Consider the following 17,901-nt stretch of genomic DNA (forward strand, 5'->3'; position numbering starts at 1 on the left):
AACCGGATATCGGCACAGTTCGTTACTTCAGAACTAACACAGTGGACGCGAGCAACTGAGGACAAGCCCTCGGCCTATTAGTACCGGTCAGCTCCACCCATTACTGGGCTTCCACATCCGGCCTATCAACCCAGTCGTCTACTGGGAGCCTTACCCTCTCAAGGAGGTGGGAATACTCATCTCGAAGCAGGCTTCCCGCTTAGATGCTTTCAGCGGTTATCCCTCCCGAACGTAGCCAACCAGCCATGCCCTTGGCAGGACAACTGGCACACCAGAGGTTCGTCCGTCCCGGTCCTCTCGTACTAGGGACAGCCCTTCTCAATATTCCTACGCGCGCAGCGGATAGGGACCGAACTGTCTCACGACGTTCTAAACCCAGCTCGCGTACCGCTTTAATGGGCGAACAGCCCAACCCTTGGGACCGACTCCAGCCCCAGGATGCGACGAGCCGACATCGAGGTGCCAAACCATCCCGTCGATATGGACTCTTGGGGAAGATCAGCCTGTTATCCCCGGGGTACCTTTTATCCGTTGAGCGACGGCGCTTCCACAAGCCACCGCCGGATCACTAGTCCCGACTTTCGTCCCTGCTCGACCCGTCGGTCTCACAGTCAAGCTCCCTTGTGCACTTACACTCAACACCTGATTGCCAACCAGGCTGAGGGAACCTTTGGGCGCCTCCGTTACTCTTTGGGAGGCAACCGCCCCAGTTAAACTACCCATCAGACACTGTCCCTGATCCGGATCACGGACCGAGGTTAGACATCCAGCACGACCAGAGTGGTATTTCAACGGCGACTCCACAACCACTGGCGTGGCTGCTTCAAAGTCTCCCACCTATCCTACACAAGCCGAACCGAACACCAATATCAAACTGTAGTAAAGGTCCCGGGGTCTTTCCGTCCTGCTGCGCGAAACGAGCATCTTTACTCGTAGTGCAATTTCACCGGGCCTATGGTTGAGACAGTCGAGAAGTCGTTACGCCATTCGTGCAGGTCGGAACTTACCCGACAAGGAATTTCGCTACCTTAGGATGGTTATAGTTACCACCGCCGTTTACTGGCGCTTAAGTTCTCAGCTTCGCCACACCGAAATGTGACTAACCGGTCCCCTTAACGTTCCAGCACCGGGCAGGCGTCAGTCCGTATACATCGCCTTACGGCTTCGCACGGACCTGTGTTTTTAGTAAACAGTCGCTTCTCGCTGGTCTCTGCGGCCACCCCCAGCTCAGAGTGCAAGACTCATCACCAGACGTGGCCCCCCTTCTCCCGAAGTTACGGGGGCATTTTGCCGAGTTCCTTAACCATAGTTCACCCGAACGCCTCGGTATTCTCTACCTGACCACCTGAGTCGGTTTAGGGTACGGGCCGCCATGAAACTCGCTAGAGGCTTTTCTCGACAGCATAGGATCATCCACTTCACCACAATCGGCTCGGCATCAGGTCTCAGGCTATGTGCTGTCCGGATTTACCTGGACAACGCCCTACACCCTTACCCCGGGACTACCACCGCCCGGGCTGGACTACCTTCCTGCGTCACCCCATCGCTTACCTACTACCACCTTGGATCAGCGGCTCCACCACTTTCCTTTCCCCGAAGGGTCCGGAACGGCTTCACGGCCTTAGCATTAATGGATTCGATACTGGGCGTTTCAAAGCGGGTACCGGAATATCAACCGGTTGTCCATCGACTACGCCTGTCGGCCTCGCCTTAGGTCCCGACTTACCCTGGGCAGATCAGCTTGACCCAGGAACCCTTAGTCAATCGGCGCACACGTTTCTCACGTGTGTATCGCTACTCATGCCTGCATTCTCACTCGTGAACCGTCCACAACTCGCTTCCGCGGCTGCTTCACCCGGCACACGACGCTCCCCTACCCATCACAGCGCCCGTTGGGGCTCATGCTGCAATGACACGACTTCGGCGGTACGCTTGAGCCCCGCTACATTGTCGGCGCGGAATCACTTGACCAGTGAGCTATTACGCACTCTTTCAAGGGTGGCTGCTTCTAAGCCAACCTCCTGGTTGTCTCTGCGACTCCACATCCTTTCCCACTTAGCGTACGCTTAGGGGCCTTAGTCGATGCTCTGGGCTGTTTCCCTCTCGACCATGGAGCTTATCCCCCACAGTCTCACTGCCGTGCTCTCACTTACCGGCATTCGGAGTTTGGCTAAGGTCAGTAACCCGGTAGGGCCCATCGCCTATCCAGTGCTCTACCTCCGGCAAGAAACACACGACGCTGCACCTAAATGCATTTCGGGGAGAACCAGCTATCACGGAGTTTGATTGGCCTTTCACCCCTAACCACAGGTCATCCCCCAGGTTTTCAACCCTGGTGGGTTCGGTCCTCCACGAAGTCTTACCTCCGCTTCAACCTGCCCATGGCTAGATCACTCCGCTTCGGGTCTTGAGCGCGCTACTGAATCGCCCTGTTCGGACTCGCTTTCGCTACGGCTTCCCCACACGGGTTAACCTCGCAACGCACCGCAAACTCGCAGGCTCATTCTTCAAAAGGCACGCAGTCACGACCCATTGAGTAAACTCAATGAGCGACGCTCCCACGGCTTGTAGGCACACGGTTTCAGGTACTATTTCACTCCGCTCCCGCGGTACTTTTCACCATTCCCTCACGGTACTATCCGCTATCGGTCACCAGGGAATATTTAGGCTTAGCGGGTGGTCCCGCCAGATTCACACGGGATTTCTCGGGCCCCGTGCTACTTGGGTGTCTCTCAAACGAGCCGTTAATGTTTCAGCTACGGGGGTCTTACCCTCTACGCCGGACCTTTCGCATGTCCTTCGCCTACATCAACGGTTTCTGACTCGTCTCACAGCCGGCAGACTGTGAAAGAGAGATCCCACAACCCCGCATGCGCAACCCCTGCCGGGTATCACACGCATACGGTTTGGCCTCATCCGGTTTCGCTCGCCACTACTCCCGGAATCACGGTTGTTTTCTCTTCCTGAGGGTACTGAGATGTTTCACTTCCCCTCGTTCCCTCCACATGCCCTATGTGTTCAGGCATGGGTGACAGCCCATGACGACTGCCGGGTTTCCCCATTCGGAAACCCCGGATCAAAGCCTGGTTGACGGCTCCCCGGGGACTATCGTGGCCTCCCACGTCCTTCATCGGTTCCTGGTGCCAAGGCATCCACCGTGCGCCCTTAAAAACTTGGCCACAGATGCTCGCGTCCACTGTGTAGTTCTCAAGCAACGACCAGCCACCCATCACCCCACCCGACAAGCAGATGAGTTCACTGGGGCCGGCATCGCGAAGATACAAACCTTACGGCCGTACCCTCAGATACCCAACAACGTGCCAAGCGTGAGCCACCGTCCGTCTTCTTCTTTCCACGCCGAAGCAGTACTCGAAGAACCATCAGGTTCACTCACGCCAACTAATCAACGTTCCACCCATGAGCTGACCGTGCAGAACGTTTGTCTGCAATCGGTACTGTGCTCCTTAGAAAGGAGGTGATCCAGCCGCACCTTCCGGTACGGCTACCTTGTTACGACTTCGTCCCAATCGCCAGTCCCACCTTCGACAGCTCCCTCCCACAAGGGGTTGGGCCACCGGCTTCGGGTGTTACCGACTTTCGTGACGTGACGGGCGGTGTGTACAAGGCCCGGGAACGTATTCACCGCAGCAATGCTGATCTGCGATTACTAGCAACTCCGACTTCATGGGGTCGAGTTGCAGACCCCAATCCGAACTGAGACCGGCTTTTTGAGATTCGCTCCGCCTCGCGGCATCGCAGCTCTTTGTACCGGCCATTGTAGCACGTGTGCAGCCCAAGACATAAGGGGCATGATGACTTGACGTCGTCCCCACCTTCCTCCGAGTTGACCCCGGCGGTCTCCTGTGAGTCCCCATCACCCCGAAGGGCATGCTGGCAACACAGGACAAGGGTTGCGCTCGTTGCGGGACTTAACCCAACATCTCACGACACGAGCTGACGACAGCCATGCACCACCTGTATACCGACCACAAGGGGGGCACTATCTCTAATGCTTTCCGGTATATGTCAAGCCTTGGTAAGGTTCTTCGCGTTGCGTCGAATTAAGCCACATGCTCCGCTGCTTGTGCGGGCCCCCGTCAATTCCTTTGAGTTTTAGCCTTGCGGCCGTACTCCCCAGGCGGGGAACTTAATGCGTTAGCTGCGGCACCGACGACGTGGAATGTCGCCAACACCTAGTTCCCAACGTTTACGGCGTGGACTACCAGGGTATCTAATCCTGTTCGCTCCCCACGCTTTCGCTCCTCAGCGTCAGTAATGGCCCAGAGATCCGCCTTCGCCACCGGTGTTCCTCCTGATATCTGCGCATTTCACCGCTACACCAGGAATTCCGATCTCCCCTACCACACTCTAGCCTGCCCGTATCGGATGCAGACCCGGGGTTAAGCCCCGGGCTTTCACACCCGACGTGACAAGCCGCCTACGAGCTCTTTACGCCCAATAATTCCGGACAACGCTTGCGCCCTACGTATTACCGCGGCTGCTGGCACGTAGTTAGCCGGCGCTTCTTCTGCAGGTACCGTCACTTTCGCTTCTTCCCTGCTGAAAGAGGTTTACAACCCGAAGGCCGTCATCCCTCACGCGGCGTCGCTGCATCAGGCTTTCGCCCATTGTGCAATATTCCCCACTGCTGCCTCCCGTAGGAGTCTGGGCCGTGTCTCAGTCCCAGTGTGGCCGGTCGCCCTCTCAGGCCGGCTACCCGTCGTCGCCTTGGTAGGCCATTACCCCACCAACAAGCTGATAGGCCGCGGGCTCATCCTTCACCGCCGGAGCTTTTAACCAGCTCCCATGCAGGAGCCGGTGTTATCCGGTATTAGACCCCGTTTCCAGGGCTTGTCCCAGAGTGAAGGGCAGATTGCCCACGTGTTACTCACCCGTTCGCCACTAATCCACCCCGAAGGGCTTCATCGTTCGACTTGCATGTGTTAAGCACGCCGCCAGCGTTCGTCCTGAGCCAGGATCAAACTCTCCGTGAATGTTTACCCGTAATCGGGTCACACTCGCGTTGAGCGGGACAGTCAGGCCGGAATAAGGCCGACTGTCCACAGCGTCCTCGCTGTGTATGTTGCCTGCTGACCACAAGGGCCGGCAGGACTTTCAAAGGAACCCTGCCATCCGAAGATGGACGGGGTATCAACTAATCTGGCGTTGATTTTTGGCACGCTGTTGAGTTCTCAAGGAACGGACGCTTCCTTTGTACTCACCCTCTCGGGCTTTCCTCCGGCGCTTCCTTCGTTTCCGACTCTATCAGATCTTTCCGATCCGATTTCCTCGGTGCTTTCCGGTCCCTTTTGCTTTCGCTCCGGGCCCTTCCGGCGGTTCCGACTCTATCAGATCCTTGCGGTCCTGATTTCCTCGGTGCTTTCCGGTCCCATCGCTTTCGCGCTGGTCCCTTCCTGCGTCTCCGACTCTATCAGATGTTTCGGGGCCCGATTGCCACCCCGGCCGGCCGTCGCCGGCCACCGCGGGCAGCTGCCGGCGACCGCGGAGCTGGTCCGGGGCCAGAACGCAGAAAAGCCCCGCACCATAAGGTGCGGGGCTTTCCCACAATGATTGTTCGGCGGCGTCCTACTCTCCCACAGGGTCCCCCCTGCAGTACCATCGGCGCTGAAAGGCTTAGCTTCCGGGTTCGGAATGTAACCGGGCGTTTCCCTAACGCTATGACCACCGAAACTCTATGAAGTTAACCAACCGGATATCGGCACAGTTCGTTACTTCAGAACTAACACAGTGGACGCGAGCAACTGAGGACAAGCCCTCGGCCTATTAGTACCGGTCAGCTCCACCCATTACTGGGCTTCCACATCCGGCCTATCAACCCAGTCGTCTACTGGGAGCCTTACCCTCTCAAGGAGGTGGGAATACTCATCTCGAAGCAGGCTTCCCGCTTAGATGCTTTCAGCGGTTATCCCTCCCGAACGTAGCCAACCAGCCATGCCCTTGGCAGGACAACTGGCACACCAGAGGTTCGTCCGTCCCGGTCCTCTCGTACTAGGGACAGCCCTTCTCAATATTCCTACGCGCGCAGCGGATAGGGACCGAACTGTCTCACGACGTTCTAAACCCAGCTCGCGTACCGCTTTAATGGGCGAACAGCCCAACCCTTGGGACCGACTCCAGCCCCAGGATGCGACGAGCCGACATCGAGGTGCCAAACCATCCCGTCGATATGGACTCTTGGGGAAGATCAGCCTGTTATCCCCGGGGTACCTTTTATCCGTTGAGCGACGGCGCTTCCACAAGCCACCGCCGGATCACTAGTCCCGACTTTCGTCCCTGCTCGACCCGTCGGTCTCACAGTCAAGCTCCCTTGTGCACTTACACTCAACACCTGATTGCCAACCAGGCTGAGGGAACCTTTGGGCGCCTCCGTTACCCTTTGGGAGGCAACCGCCCCAGTTAAACTACCCATCAGACACTGTCCCTGATCCGGATCACGGACCGAGGTTAGACATCCAGCACGACCAGAGTGGTATTTCAACGGCGACTCCACAACCACTGGCGTGGCTGCTTCAAAGTCTCCCACCTATCCTACACAAGCCGAACCGAACACCAATATCAAACTGTAGTAAAGGTCCCGGGGTCTTTCCGTCCTGCTGCGCGAAACGAGCATCTTTACTCGTAGTGCAATTTCACCGGGCCTATGGTTGAGACAGTCGAGAAGTCGTTACGCCATTCGTGCAGGTCGGAACTTACCCGACAAGGAATTTCGCTACCTTAGGATGGTTATAGTTACCACCGCCGTTTACTGGCGCTTAAGTTCTCAGCTTCGCCACACCGAAATGTGACTAACCGGTCCCCTTAACGTTCCAGCACCGGGCAGGCGTCAGTCCGTATACATCGCCTTACGGCTTCGCACGGACCTGTGTTTTTAGTAAACAGTCGCTTCTCGCTGGTCTCTGCGGCCACCCCCAGCTCAGAGTGCAAGACTCATCACCAGACGTGGCCCCCCTTCTCCCGAAGTTACGGGGGCATTTTGCCGAGTTCCTTAACCATAGTTCACCCGAACGCCTCGGTATTCTCTACCTGACCACCTGAGTCGGTTTAGGGTACGGGCCGCCATGAAACTCGCTAGAGGCTTTTCTCGACAGCATAGGATCATCCACTTCACCACAATCGGCTCGGCATCAGGTCTCAGGCTATGTGCTGTCCGGATTTACCTGGACAACGCCCTACACCCTTACCCCGGGACTACCACCGCCCGGGCTGGACTACCTTCCTGCGTCACCCCATCGCTTACCTACTACCACCTTGGATCAGCGGCTCCACCACTTTCCTTTCCCCGAAGGGTCCGGAACGGCTTCACGGCCTTAGCATTAATGGATTCGATACTGGGCGTTTCAAAGCGGGTACCGGAATATCAACCGGTTGTCCATCGACTACGCCTGTCGGCCTCGCCTTAGGTCCCGACTTACCCTGGGCAGATCAGCTTGACCCAGGAACCCTTAGTCAATCGGCGCACACGTTTCTCACGTGTGTATCGCTACTCATGCCTGCATTCTCACTCGTGAACCGTCCACAACTCGCTTCCGCGGCTGCTTCACCCGGCACACGACGCTCCCCTACCCATCACAGCGCCCGTTGGGGCTCATGCTGCAATGACACGACTTCGGCGGTACGCTTGAGCCCCGCTACATTGTCGGCGCGGAATCACTTGACCAGTGAGCTATTACGCACTCTTTCAAGGGTGGCTGCTTCTAAGCCAACCTCCTGGTTGTCTCTGCGACTCCACATCCTTTCCCACTTAGCGTACGCTTAGGGGCCTTAGTCGATGCTCTGGGCTGTTTCCCTCTCGACCATGGAGCTTATCCCCCACAGTCTCACTGCCGTGCTCTCACTTACCGGCATTCGGAGTTTGGCTAAGGTCAGTAACCCGGTAGGGCCCATCGCCTATCCAGTGCTCTACCTCCGGCAAGAAACACACGACGCTGCACCTAAATGCATTTCGGGGAGAACCAGCTATCACGGAGTTTGATTGGCCTTTCACCCCTAACCACAGGTCATCCCCCAGGTTTTCAACCCTGGTGGGTTCGGTCCTCCACGAAGTCTTACCTCCGCTTCAACCTGCCCATGGCTAGATCACTCCGCTTCGGGTCTTGAGCGCGCTACTGAATCGCCCTGTTCGGACTCGCTTTCGCTACGGCTTCCCCACACGGGTTAACCTCGCAACGCACCGCAAACTCGCAGGCTCATTCTTCAAAAGGCACGCAGTCACGACCCATTGAGTAAACTCAATGAGCGACGCTCCCACGGCTTGTAGGCACACGGTTTCAGGTACTATTTCACTCCGCTCCCGCGGTACTTTTCACCATTCCCTCACGGTACTATCCGCTATCGGTCACCAGGGAATATTTAGGCTTAGCGGGTGGTCCCGCCAGATTCACACGGGATTTCTCGGGCCCCGTGCTACTTGGGTGTCTCTCAAACGAGCCGTTAATGTTTCAGCTACGGGGGTCTTACCCTCTACGCCGGACCTTTCGCATGTCCTTCGCCTACATCAACGGTTTCTGACTCGTCTCACAGCCGGCAGACTGTGAAAGAGAGATCCCACAACCCCGCATGCGCAACCCCTGCCGGGTATCACACGCATACGGTTTGGCCTCATCCGGTTTCGCTCGCCACTACTCCCGGAATCACGGTTGTTTTCTCTTCCTGAGGGTACTGAGATGTTTCACTTCCCCTCGTTCCCTCCACATGCCCTATGTGTTCAGGCATGGGTGACAGCCCATGACGACTGCCGGGTTTCCCCATTCGGAAACCCCCGGATCAAAGCCTGGTTGACGGCTCCCCGGGGACTATCGTGGCCTCCCACGTCCTTCATCGGTTCCTGGTGCCAAGGCATCCACCGTGCGCCCTTAAAAACTTGGCCACAGATGCTCGCGTCCACTGTGTAGTTCTCAAGCAACGACCAGCCACCCATCACCCTGATCCATAAGAACCAAGTTCACTGGGGCCGGCATCGCGAAGATACAAACCTTACGGCCGTACCCTCAGATACCCAACAACGTGCCAAGCACAGTCCGTTCCTCGATCCCGTTTTCCACGCCGAAGCAGTACTCACGTTTTCTCGGAGAGAGACTGTGCCAACTAATCAACGTTCCACCCATGAGCTGACCGTGCAGAACGTTTGTCTGCAATCGGTACTGTGCTCCTTAGAAAGGAGGTGATCCAGCCGCACCTTCCGGTACGGCTACCTTGTTACGACTTCGTCCCAATCGCCAGTCCCACCTTCGACAGCTCCCTCCCACAAGGGGTTGGGCCACCGGCTTCGGGTGTTACCGACTTTCGTGACGTGACGGGCGGTGTGTACAAGGCCCGGGAACGTATTCACCGCAGCAATGCTGATCTGCGATTACTAGCAACTCCGACTTCATGGGGTCGAGTTGCAGACCCCAATCCGAACTGAGACCGGCTTTTTGAGATTCGCTCCGCCTCGCGGCATCGCAGCTCTTTGTACCGGCCATTGTAGCACGTGTGCAGCCCAAGACATAAGGGGCATGATGACTTGACGTCGTCCCCACCTTCCTCCGAGTTGACCCCGGCGGTCTCCTGTGAGTCCCCATCACCCCGAAGGGCATGCTGGCAACACAGGACAAGGGTTGCGCTCGTTGCGGGACTTAACCCAACATCTCACGACACGAGCTGACGACAGCCATGCACCACCTGTATACCGACCACAAGGGGGGCACTATCTCTAATGCTTTCCGGTATATGTCAAGCCTTGGTAAGGTTCTTCGCGTTGCGTCGAATTAAGCCACATGCTCCGCTGCTTGTGCGGGCCCCCGTCAATTCCTTTGAGTTTTAGCCTTGCGGCCGTACTCCCCAGGCGGGGAACTTAATGCGTTAGCTGCGGCACCGACGACGTGGAATGTCGCCAACACCTAGTTCCCAACGTTTACGGCGTGGACTACCAGGGTATCTAATCCTGTTCGCTCCCCACGCTTTCGCTCCTCAGCGTCAGTAATGGCCCAGAGATCCGCCTTCGCCACCGGTGTTCCTCCTGATATCTGCGCATTTCACCGCTACACCAGGAATTCCGATCTCCCCTACCACACTCTAGCCTGCCCGTATCGGATGCAGACCCGGGGTTAAGCCCCGGGCTTTCACACCCGACGTGACAAGCCGCCTACGAGCTCTTTACGCCCAATAATTCCGGACAACGCTTGCGCCCTACGTATTACCGCGGCTGCTGGCACGTAGTTAGCCGGCGCTTCTTCTGCAGGTACCGTCACTTTCGCTTCTTCCCTGCTGAAAGAGGTTTACAACCCGAAGGCCGTCATCCCTCACGCGGCGTCGCTGCATCAGGCTTTCGCCCATTGTGCAATATTCCCCACTGCTGCCTCCCGTAGGAGTCTGGGCCGTGTCTCAGTCCCAGTGTGGCCGGTCGCCCTCTCAGGCCGGCTACCCGTCGTCGCCTTGGTAGGCCATTACCCCACCAACAAGCTGATAGGCCGCGGGCTCATCCTTCACCGCCGGAGCTTTTAACCAGCTCCCATGCAGGAGCCGGTGTTATCCGGTATTAGACCCCGTTTCCAGGGCTTGTCCCAGAGTGAAGGGCAGATTGCCCACGTGTTACTCACCCGTTCGCCACTAATCCACCCCGAAGGGCTTCATCGTTCGACTTGCATGTGTTAAGCACGCCGCCAGCGTTCGTCCTGAGCCAGGATCAAACTCTCCGTGAATGTTTACCCGTAATCGGGTCACACTCGCGTTGAGCGGGACAGTCAGGCCGGAATAAGGCCGACTGTCCACAGCGTCCTCGCTGTGTATGTTGCCTGCTGACCACAAGGGCCGGCAGGACTTTCAAAGGAACCCTGCCATCCGAAGATGGACGGGGTATCAACTAATCTGGCGTTGATTTTTGGCACGCTGTTGAGTTCTCAAGGAACGGACGCTTCCTTTGTACTCACCCTCTCGGGCTTTCCTCCGGCGCTTCCTTCGTTTCCGACTCTATCAGATCCTTTCGGCGTCTGATTCCCAGTCAGCGGGATTTGTCTTTCCGGCTGTTGGGCCGTTCCGACGAGTGAGACTTTAGCGGATTCCCTGCCTCCGACGCTAATCGGGCGGCTGCGTCCGAAGTTCGAACGCGGATTCCTCATTTCGCAAAAACGCACGGAAAGCAGAACGGCGCGACAAAGCGCCGACGGCTTCTGTGGATCTTGCGGGATGGCTGTCCGGGGCCGACCGGAGTCGGTGCTCACGTCGGACAACTCGGAGAACACTACGGATCCGGTAATCCCGTGTCAACCCGGGTCCTGGGGGGTAGCCTCTCCCCCATGACTACGCGTGCGCACACCACCCAGTGGTGGGCCGCCTGACGGCGGCCCGCACTCGCGCATGCACCACGCGGCCGCCGCTTCGGCGGCCGTTCGCGTATCCCCCTCCGGGAGCCGGGCCGTCGAGGCCGGCGCCCAGGAGAAGAGGGAGAACGAACGCGATGACCAGGATCTTCAGCGGGGTCAAGCCCACCGGGCATCTGACGCTGGGCAACTACCTCGGGGCCGTACGACGGTGGGTCGAGGTCGACCAGCACCGGTCGGAGGCGCTGTTCAGCGTCGTGGACCTGCACGCCCTGACCGTCGAGCACGATCCGGCCCGGGTCCGGAGGCTCAGCCGGCAGGCGGCGACGCTGCTGCTGGCCTCGGGGCTCGATCCGGAGCTGTGCACCTTGTTCGTGCAGAGCCACGTGGACGAGCACGCGAGGCTCTCGTACCTGCTGGAGTGCACGGCCACCGACGGTGAGCTGCGGCGGATGATCCAGTACAAGGAGAAGAGCGTCCAGGCGCGGGCGGCCGGGCAGGGGGTGCGGCTGTCGTTGCTGACGTATCCGGTGCTGATGGCGGCGGACATCCTGGCGTACGGGGCCGACGAGGTGCCGGTGGGTGAGGACCAGACTCAGCACGTGGAGCTGACGCGGGACCTGGCGGTGCGGTTCAACCAGCAGTACGGGCACACGTTCACCGTGCCCCGGGCCACTCGGCCCGAGGTGGCGGCGCGGGTCATGGACCTGCAGGACCCCCACTCGAAGATGGGGAAGTCGCACGCGAACACGGCCGGGATCGTCTATCTGCTCGATGAAGCGGAGACCGTGCGGCGGAAGATCATGCGGGCGGTCACCGACAGCGGGCGGGACGTGGAGTACGACCGTGAGGGCAGGCCGGGGATCGCGAACCTCCTCGATCTGCTGGCCGCCGCGACGGGTGGGAAGCCCGAGGTGCTCGCTGATGCGTACGAGTCGTACGGGGCGTTGAAGAGGGATACCGCCGACGCGGTCGTCGAGATGCTGAGGCCCGTACGGGAACGGCATGCCGGGCTCGCGGCGGATCCCGGTCATGTGGACCGGGTGCTGCGGGACGGGGCCGAGCGGGCCCGGGGGACGGCGCGGCCCCTGGTGGACCGGGCCTATCGGGCGATCGGGCTGTTGCCCGCCGGGTGACGGAAGGCGTTTCGGTAGTCGCGCGGGCTGGTGGCGAGGTGCGAGGCGAAGTGCTGGCGCATCGTGACCTCGCTGCCGAAGCCCGCGCGGCGGGCCACCTCGGGGAGGGGGTGGTCGGTGAGTTCGAGGAGTTTCTGCGCGGCGGCCACCCGCTGGGTGATGAGCCAGTGCAGGGGGGTGGCTCCGGTGGTCGCCTGGAAGTGGCGGGCGAAGGAGCGGGGGGACATGCCGGCGCGGGCGGCGAGCGTGGCGACCGTGTGGGGCTCGTCCAGGTGGGCGAGGGCATGGGCGCGGACGGCGGCCAGGGCGTCGGCGTCCCGGTCGGCGCGTGGCGTGGGGTGCTCGATGAACTGGGCCTGGGTGCCCGTACGGAAGGGGGCGGTGACCATCGAGCGGGCGATGGCCGCGGCTGCTTCGGCGCCGTGGGCGGTGCGTACGAGATGGAGGCAGAGGTCGATCCCGGCGGCGGTGCCGGCGGAGGTCCAGACTCCGGTGTCCTCGACGAAGAGGGCGTCCGCCTGGACCTGGATCCCGGGGTGGCGGGCGGCCAGGGTGGCGGCCAGGTGCCAGTGGGTGACGGCGCGGCGGCCGTCGAGGAGTCCGGCGCGGGCGAGGACGAACGCGCCGGCGCAGAGCGAGGCGACCGGGGTGCCCCTGGTGTGGGCGCGGCGGAGGGAGTCGAGGACGGGGGCCGGGAGGTCGGCGTCGGGGTCCTCGATGCCGGGGACGACGACCAGGTCGGTGGTGGTGAGGGCGTCGAGCCAGTCGAGCGGGCGGTCGGGGGTGAGGGTGAGGCCGCCGCGCAGGGGGATGGGGGTGTCCGGGTCGGCGGCGGCTCTGCGGAGTTCGAAGGGCGGCACGCCCCGGAGGGTGCGGTCGCTGCCCCAGACCTCGGTGATGACGGAGATGTCGAAGGCGCGAATGCCCGGGAAGGAGAGGAGGGCGATGCGCTGGGGGCGGGGCGCGGGGGTCGGCGGCACGTGTGGCAGTAAATCATCGATCGCTGTCATTCGTCCCTCTGGGAGTGGGGGCCGCGCGGGGGAAGGATCGTGGGCATGGAGATCGCAGAGAACGCAGCGCTGGTGGTCATCGACGTACAGAAGGGTTTCGAGTTCGACTTCTGGGGGCGCCGGGACAACCCGGAGGCCGAGGGGAACATCGCGGCCCTGATCGATGCCTGGCAGGAGACGGGACGGCCGGTCGTCTTCGTACGGCACGACTCGCCCCGGGCGGGTTCGCCGCTGGAGCCGGGGACCGAGGGGAACGGGTTCAAGGACTTCGTCGAGGAGCGGCGGGGGAAGGGCTCCGGTCCGGAGCTGCTCGTCACGAAGTCGGTGAACTCGGCGTTCTACGGGGAGCCGGATCTGGACGCCTGGCTGAAGGGCGCGGCCCGCGGCGGAGCCGCTGATGGACAGCGTGGGCAGATCGTGATCGTCGGGATCCAGACGAACATGTGCAACGAGACGACGGCCCGGATGGGCGGGAACCTCGGGTACGACGTGCTGTTCCCGCTGGACGCGATGCACACCTTCGACCTGGCGGGGCCGTTCGACTGGACGCAGACGGCGGAGGAGCTGACCCGGGCGACGGCGGTGTCGCTGCACGGTGGGCGGTTCGCCCGGGTCGTGACCACGGAGGACGTGCTGAAGGGCGCGGCCTCGGAGTAGTAGGGGTCAGCTGTTGCCGGAGGCGAGTTCGCGGCTGCGGTCGCGGGCGGCTTCGAGGGCGGCGATGAGGGCGGCCCGGACGCCGTGGTTCTCCAGCTCGCGGATGGCGCTGATGGTGGTGCCGGCCGGGGAGGTGACGGCCTCGCGGAGCTTGACCGGGTGCTCGCCGCTGTCGCGGAGCATCACGGCGGCGCCGATGGCGGCCTGGACGATGAGGTCGTGGGCCTGGGCGCGGGGCAGGCCGAGGAGGATGCCGGCATCGGTCATGGCCTCGACGAGGAAGTAGAAGTACGCGGGGCCGGAGCCGGACAGGGCGGTGGCCGCGTCCTGCTGGGACTCGGGGACGCGGAGGGTCTTGCCGACGCCGCCGAAGATCTCCTCCGTGTGGGCGAGGTGCTCGGGGGTGGCGTGGCTGCCGGCCGAGATGACGGACATGCCCTCGTCCACCAGGACGGGGGTGTTCGGCATGACGCGGACGACGGGGGTGCCGGTGGTCAGGCGGTCCTCGATGAAAGAGGTGGGGATGCCGGCGGCGGCGCTGATGACCAGGCGGTCGGCGGCGACGTGCGGGGCCAGCTCGTCGAGGAGGCGGCCCATGTCCTGGGGCTTCACGGCCAGGATGAGGGTGTCGGCGCGCTTGGCGGCCTCGGCGTTGGTGACGGTCTCGACGCCGTAGCGGGCGCGGAGTTCCTCGGCGCGCTCGGCACGGCGGGCGGTGACCAGGAGGTTCGCGGGGCGCCAGCCGGCGCGGATCATGCCGCTGAGGAGCGCTTCACCGATCTTGCCGGTGCCGAGGACTGCGACGGTCTGGGTCATGGCTCTGTTCACCTCGCCGGAGGGGGTACGTGTCGTCATCCTCGCACCGGTGGGCCGGGTGGTGTGCCGGTGTCCGAGGGGCGGTCACGCGGTGCGGCGGCGGAGGGTGGCCGCGCCGAGGACCAGGACGAGGACGGCGCAGCCCGCGACGACGAGGGCGTCGCGGACGAAGTCGCCGGTGATGTCGGGGTGGTGGAGGACCTGGTCCATACCGTCCACGGCGTACGACATGGGCAGGACGTCCGAGATCGCTTCGAGGGCGGGGGCCATGCGGTCGCGCGGGGTGAAGAGGCCGCAGAGGAGCAGCTGGGGGAAGATCACGGCCGGCATGAACTGGACGGCCTGGAACTCGGAGGCGGCGAAGGCCGAGACGAAGAGGCCGAGGGCGGTGCCGAGGAGGGCGTCGAGGAGGGCGACCAGGAGGAGCAGCCAGGGGGAGCCGATGACGTCGAGGCCGAGGAACCAGACGGCGAGGCCGGTGGCCAGGACGGACTGGAGGACGGCGACGAGTCCGAAGGCGAGGGCGTAGCCGCCGATGAGGTCGGCCTTGCCGAGGGGCATGGCGAGGAGGCGTTCGAGGGTGCCCGAGGTGCGTTCGCGGAGGGTCGCGATGGAGGTCACCAGGAACATCGTGATCAGCGGGAAGATGCCGAGCAGGGAGGCGCCGATGTTGTCGAAGGTGCCCGGGCTCCCGTCGAAGACGTACCGGAGCAGGAAGAGCATCACGCAGGGCACCAGCAGCATCAGGGCGATCGAGCGGGGGTCGTGGCGCAGCTGACGCAGGACGCGGGCGGCGGTGGCGAGGGTGCGTGCGGTGTTCATGTCCGGGGCTCCTCGTGGGCGGCTCGGGCCGCGGCGGCGTCGACCAGGTGGAGGAAGGCCTCCTCGACGGTGTTGGTGTCGTTGCGTCGGCGGAGGTTCTCGGGGGTGTCGTCGGCGAGGAGTTCCCCGTCGCGCAGGAGGAGGAGGCGGTGGCAGCGCTCGGCCTCGTCCATGACGTGCGAGGAGACCAGGAGGGTCGTGCCGCGGTCGGCGGCGATCTGGTGGAAGAGGTTCCAGAGGTCGCGGCGGAGTACGGGGTCGAGGCCGACGGTGGGTTCGTCGAGGACGAGGAGTTCCGGGGTGCCGAGGAGGGCGACGGCGAGGGAGACGCGGCTGCGCTGGCCGCCGGAGAGCCGGCCTGCGAGGGAGTCGGCGTGCGAGGCGAGGTCGACGTCCTCGACGGCCCGGTCGACGGCGGCGCGGCGCTCTTGGCGGCGGGCGCGGCCGGGAAGCAGGACGGCGGCGAAGTAGTCGAGGTTCTGGCGGACGGTGAGGTCGTCGTAGACGGAGGGGGCCTGGGTGACGTAGCCGATGCGGGAGCGGAGGGCGGCGTCGCCGGCGGGGCGGCCGAGGACGCGGAGGGTGCCGTCGACCTTGGCCTGGGTGCCGACGATGGCGCGCATGAGGGTGGACTTGCCGCAGCCGGAGGGGCCGAGGAGGCCGGTGATGCGGCCGGCGGGGACGGTGAAGTCGAGGTCGCGCAGGGCGGTGCGGTCGCCGCGTACGACGGTGAGGCCGTGGGCGGTGATGGCGGGGGTGGCCTCTTGGGCCGCGGCGGCTTCTTGGGCAGCGGCGGTGGGCGGCGTGGTGGCCCGGGCGTGCCTGGCGGGGTCGGCGGGCTCCCCCGCCGAGTAATTCATCATGCGATGAATACTGCTCCCGGGGGTACCCGTCGTCAAGCACCCGGCGTGCCTCGCCGGTCAGAGGCGGTGGGCCGAGCGGCGGACGAACCAGGTCGCGCCGCGTACCACCAGCTCCTTGAACACGGCCGCCGGGCGACCCGTGAGGATGCGGTCGCGGGGCGAGTCGTCCGGGTGGACGAACTGGATGAGCCCGTCGCGGCGGCCGAGGCTGACGCACTGGAAGTGGAACCCGAAGTCGAGCGGCTCCGGCTCCTCGCCGCGCAGCTCCCTCTCGATCGACCGAGCCGCGTGGATGCCCGTGGGCAGCGCGGTGGCGCAGGCCATCCGCAGCTCCCCGCCGGTGGCCGCGTGCGGGGCTGCGCCCGCGTCGCCGGGGACGTAGATCTCCGGGTGGGAGACCGAGCGGAGCGAGGAGTCGACGGCTATCCGGCCCGAGGGGGCGAGGGTGAGGCCGGCGGAGGCGGCGAGTTCGGCGTTCGGGACGAGGGAGGCGGCCCAGACGACCACGTCCGAGTCGATCTCGTCGGCGGTGGTGACCCTGCGGCCCTCCTCGACGCGGACCCCTCGCGCCTGGAGAACCCGGTGCACATGGGCCGCGCCGCGCGGGGAGAGCCCGGGGCCGACCCGGCCCCCGGTGAGGAGGCGTACCCCGGCGCCCAGCGGGCGGTACGTCTCCGCCAGCTCGGTGGCCATCTCGATGCCGGTCAGGCCGCCGCCGACGACGGTGACCGTGCCGGGGCGGTCCCGCAGGTGCTTGTGCAGCGCCTCGGCGGACTCCGCCGTGTAGGCGCGGGAGTCCCCGGTCGTCGCGGGCAGACGGGTGCGGCTGCCGAGGGCGTAGACCAGCCGGTCGTACGGGAGGCGGCGGCCGTCGTCGGTGGTGACCAGGCGGGCCGCCGTGTCGATGGCGGTGGCGCGGGCCGGGACGTGCTCGATGCCGGTGCGGTGGAGGAGGCCGGCCAGGGGGTGGGTGACGTCGGGGCGGCCGGCCGCCCGCTCGTGGAGCCGTACCCGCTCGGTGAAGTGGTCGGCGGGGTCGACCAGGGTGACCTGGGCGTGCCGGCCGAGCCGGAGGGCGGTCATGAGGCCCGCGTATCCGGCGCCGAGGACGAGAACGCGGTGGGCGGGGCGGTGCTGTGTCGTCTGCATGCCAAGGGGACGGCGCAGGCCCCGCGAAGTGTGACATCGGCGCGGAAGGAATGTTCGGGAGCGGTGATTCGGGGGCGGGGGCCGGGAGCGGTGATTCGGGGGCGGTGGGCCGGGAGAGGCCGGGGGCGCG

7 protein-coding genes and 5 rRNA genes are annotated in these 17,901 nt (G+C 63.2%); 2 read left to right on the top strand and 10 right to left on the bottom strand.

Features of this window, described 5'->3' with window-relative positions; genetic code table 11:
• Nucleotides 1–57 precede the first annotated feature (57 nt).
• The 5 genes from V4Y03_RS14380 to V4Y03_RS14400 all read right to left on the bottom strand — a co-directional run bounded on the left by V4Y03_RS14380 (nucleotide 58) and on the right by V4Y03_RS14400 (nucleotide 10,700).
• A 23S ribosomal RNA gene (locus V4Y03_RS14380) occupies nucleotides 58–3,179 on the bottom strand.
• A 289-nt stretch (nucleotides 3,180–3,468) separates the two neighbouring features.
• Nucleotides 3,469–4,994, bottom strand: a 16S ribosomal RNA gene (locus V4Y03_RS14385).
• Between the two features lie 579 nt (nucleotides 4,995–5,573).
• Nucleotides 5,574–5,690 (bottom strand): 5S ribosomal RNA (gene rrf / locus V4Y03_RS14390).
• 74 nt (nucleotides 5,691–5,764) lie between these two features.
• A 23S ribosomal RNA gene (locus tag V4Y03_RS14395) occupies nucleotides 5,765–8,887 on the bottom strand.
• Between the two features lie 287 nt (nucleotides 8,888–9,174).
• Nucleotides 9,175–10,700: ribosomal RNA gene (locus tag V4Y03_RS14400) — 16S ribosomal RNA — on the bottom strand.
• Together the 16S, 23S and 5S rRNA genes form the textbook arrangement of a ribosomal RNA operon.
• Before the next feature lie 755 nt (nucleotides 10,701–11,455).
• On the opposite strand from V4Y03_RS14400, the gene trpS reads away from it, so the two are divergent.
• Nucleotides 11,456–12,454, top strand: coding sequence for a tryptophan--tRNA ligase (gene trpS / locus V4Y03_RS14405; protein ID WP_317877192.1), 999 nt, complete (start codon nucleotides 11,456–11,458; stop codon nucleotides 12,452–12,454).
• Here trpS and V4Y03_RS14410 read toward each other — a convergent pair.
• Complete coding sequence (locus tag V4Y03_RS14410; RefSeq protein ID WP_332435182.1) at nucleotides 12,421–13,464, bottom strand: GlxA family transcriptional regulator; 1,044 nt, start codon at nucleotides 13,462–13,464, stop codon at nucleotides 12,421–12,423. The genes trpS and V4Y03_RS14410 overlap by 34 nt on opposite strands.
• 45 nt (nucleotides 13,465–13,509) lie before the next feature.
• Between V4Y03_RS14410 and V4Y03_RS14415 the strand changes: the two genes are divergently transcribed.
• On the top strand, nucleotides 13,510–14,121 hold the full coding sequence (locus tag V4Y03_RS14415; RefSeq protein WP_317877190.1) for a cysteine hydrolase family protein: 612 nt from the start codon (nucleotides 13,510–13,512) through the stop codon (nucleotides 14,119–14,121).
• A 6-nt stretch (nucleotides 14,122–14,127) separates the two neighbouring features.
• Here V4Y03_RS14415 and proC read toward each other — a convergent pair whose 3' ends face one another.
• From proC to V4Y03_RS14435, 4 genes are all read right to left on the bottom strand, one after another.
• Nucleotides 14,128–14,937: a pyrroline-5-carboxylate reductase gene (gene proC / locus V4Y03_RS14420; protein WP_317877189.1), complete on the bottom strand. Its 810-nt coding sequence runs from the start codon at nucleotides 14,935–14,937 to the stop codon at nucleotides 14,128–14,130.
• Between the two features lie 84 nt (nucleotides 14,938–15,021).
• On the bottom strand, nucleotides 15,022–15,759 hold the full coding sequence (locus V4Y03_RS14425; protein ID WP_332435183.1) for an ABC transporter permease: 738 nt from the start codon (nucleotides 15,757–15,759) through the stop codon (nucleotides 15,022–15,024).
• The gene (locus V4Y03_RS14430) at nucleotides 15,756–16,622 is read right to left on the bottom strand and encodes an ABC transporter ATP-binding protein (protein ID WP_332435184.1); all 867 of its coding nucleotides are present in this window, start codon (nucleotides 16,620–16,622) and stop codon (nucleotides 15,756–15,758) included. The genes V4Y03_RS14425 and V4Y03_RS14430 overlap by 4 nt, the downstream gene beginning before the upstream one ends.
• A gap of 57 nt (nucleotides 16,623–16,679) precedes the next feature.
• Complete coding sequence (locus tag V4Y03_RS14435; RefSeq protein WP_332435185.1) at nucleotides 16,680–17,771, bottom strand: NAD(P)/FAD-dependent oxidoreductase; 1,092 nt, start codon at nucleotides 17,769–17,771, stop codon at nucleotides 16,680–16,682.
• Nucleotides 17,772–17,901 lie beyond the last annotated feature (130 nt).

The sequence above is a fragment of the Streptomyces sp. P9-A4 genome (assembly GCF_036634195.1).
Lineage (GTDB): Bacteria > Actinomycetota > Actinomycetes > Streptomycetales > Streptomycetaceae > Streptomyces.

Coding starts and splice junctions, on each gene's coding strand:
- trpS (WP_317877192.1), top strand. CDS start 11,456: ATGACCAGGATCTTCAGCGGGGTCAAGCCCACCGGGCATCTGACGCTG.
- V4Y03_RS14410 (WP_332435182.1), bottom strand. CDS start 13,464: ATGACAGCGATCGATGATTTACTGCCACACGTGCCGCCGACCCCCGCG.
- V4Y03_RS14415 (WP_317877190.1), top strand. CDS start 13,510: ATGGAGATCGCAGAGAACGCAGCGCTGGTGGTCATCGACGTACAGAAG.
- proC (WP_317877189.1), bottom strand. CDS start 14,937: ATGACCCAGACCGTCGCAGTCCTCGGCACCGGCAAGATCGGTGAAGCG.
- V4Y03_RS14425 (WP_332435183.1), bottom strand. CDS start 15,759: ATGAACACCGCACGCACCCTCGCCACCGCCGCCCGCGTCCTGCGTCAG.
- V4Y03_RS14430 (WP_332435184.1), bottom strand. CDS start 16,622: ATGATGAATTACTCGGCGGGGGAGCCCGCCGACCCCGCCAGGCACGCC.
- V4Y03_RS14435 (WP_332435185.1), bottom strand. CDS start 17,771: ATGCAGACGACACAGCACCGCCCCGCCCACCGCGTTCTCGTCCTCGGC.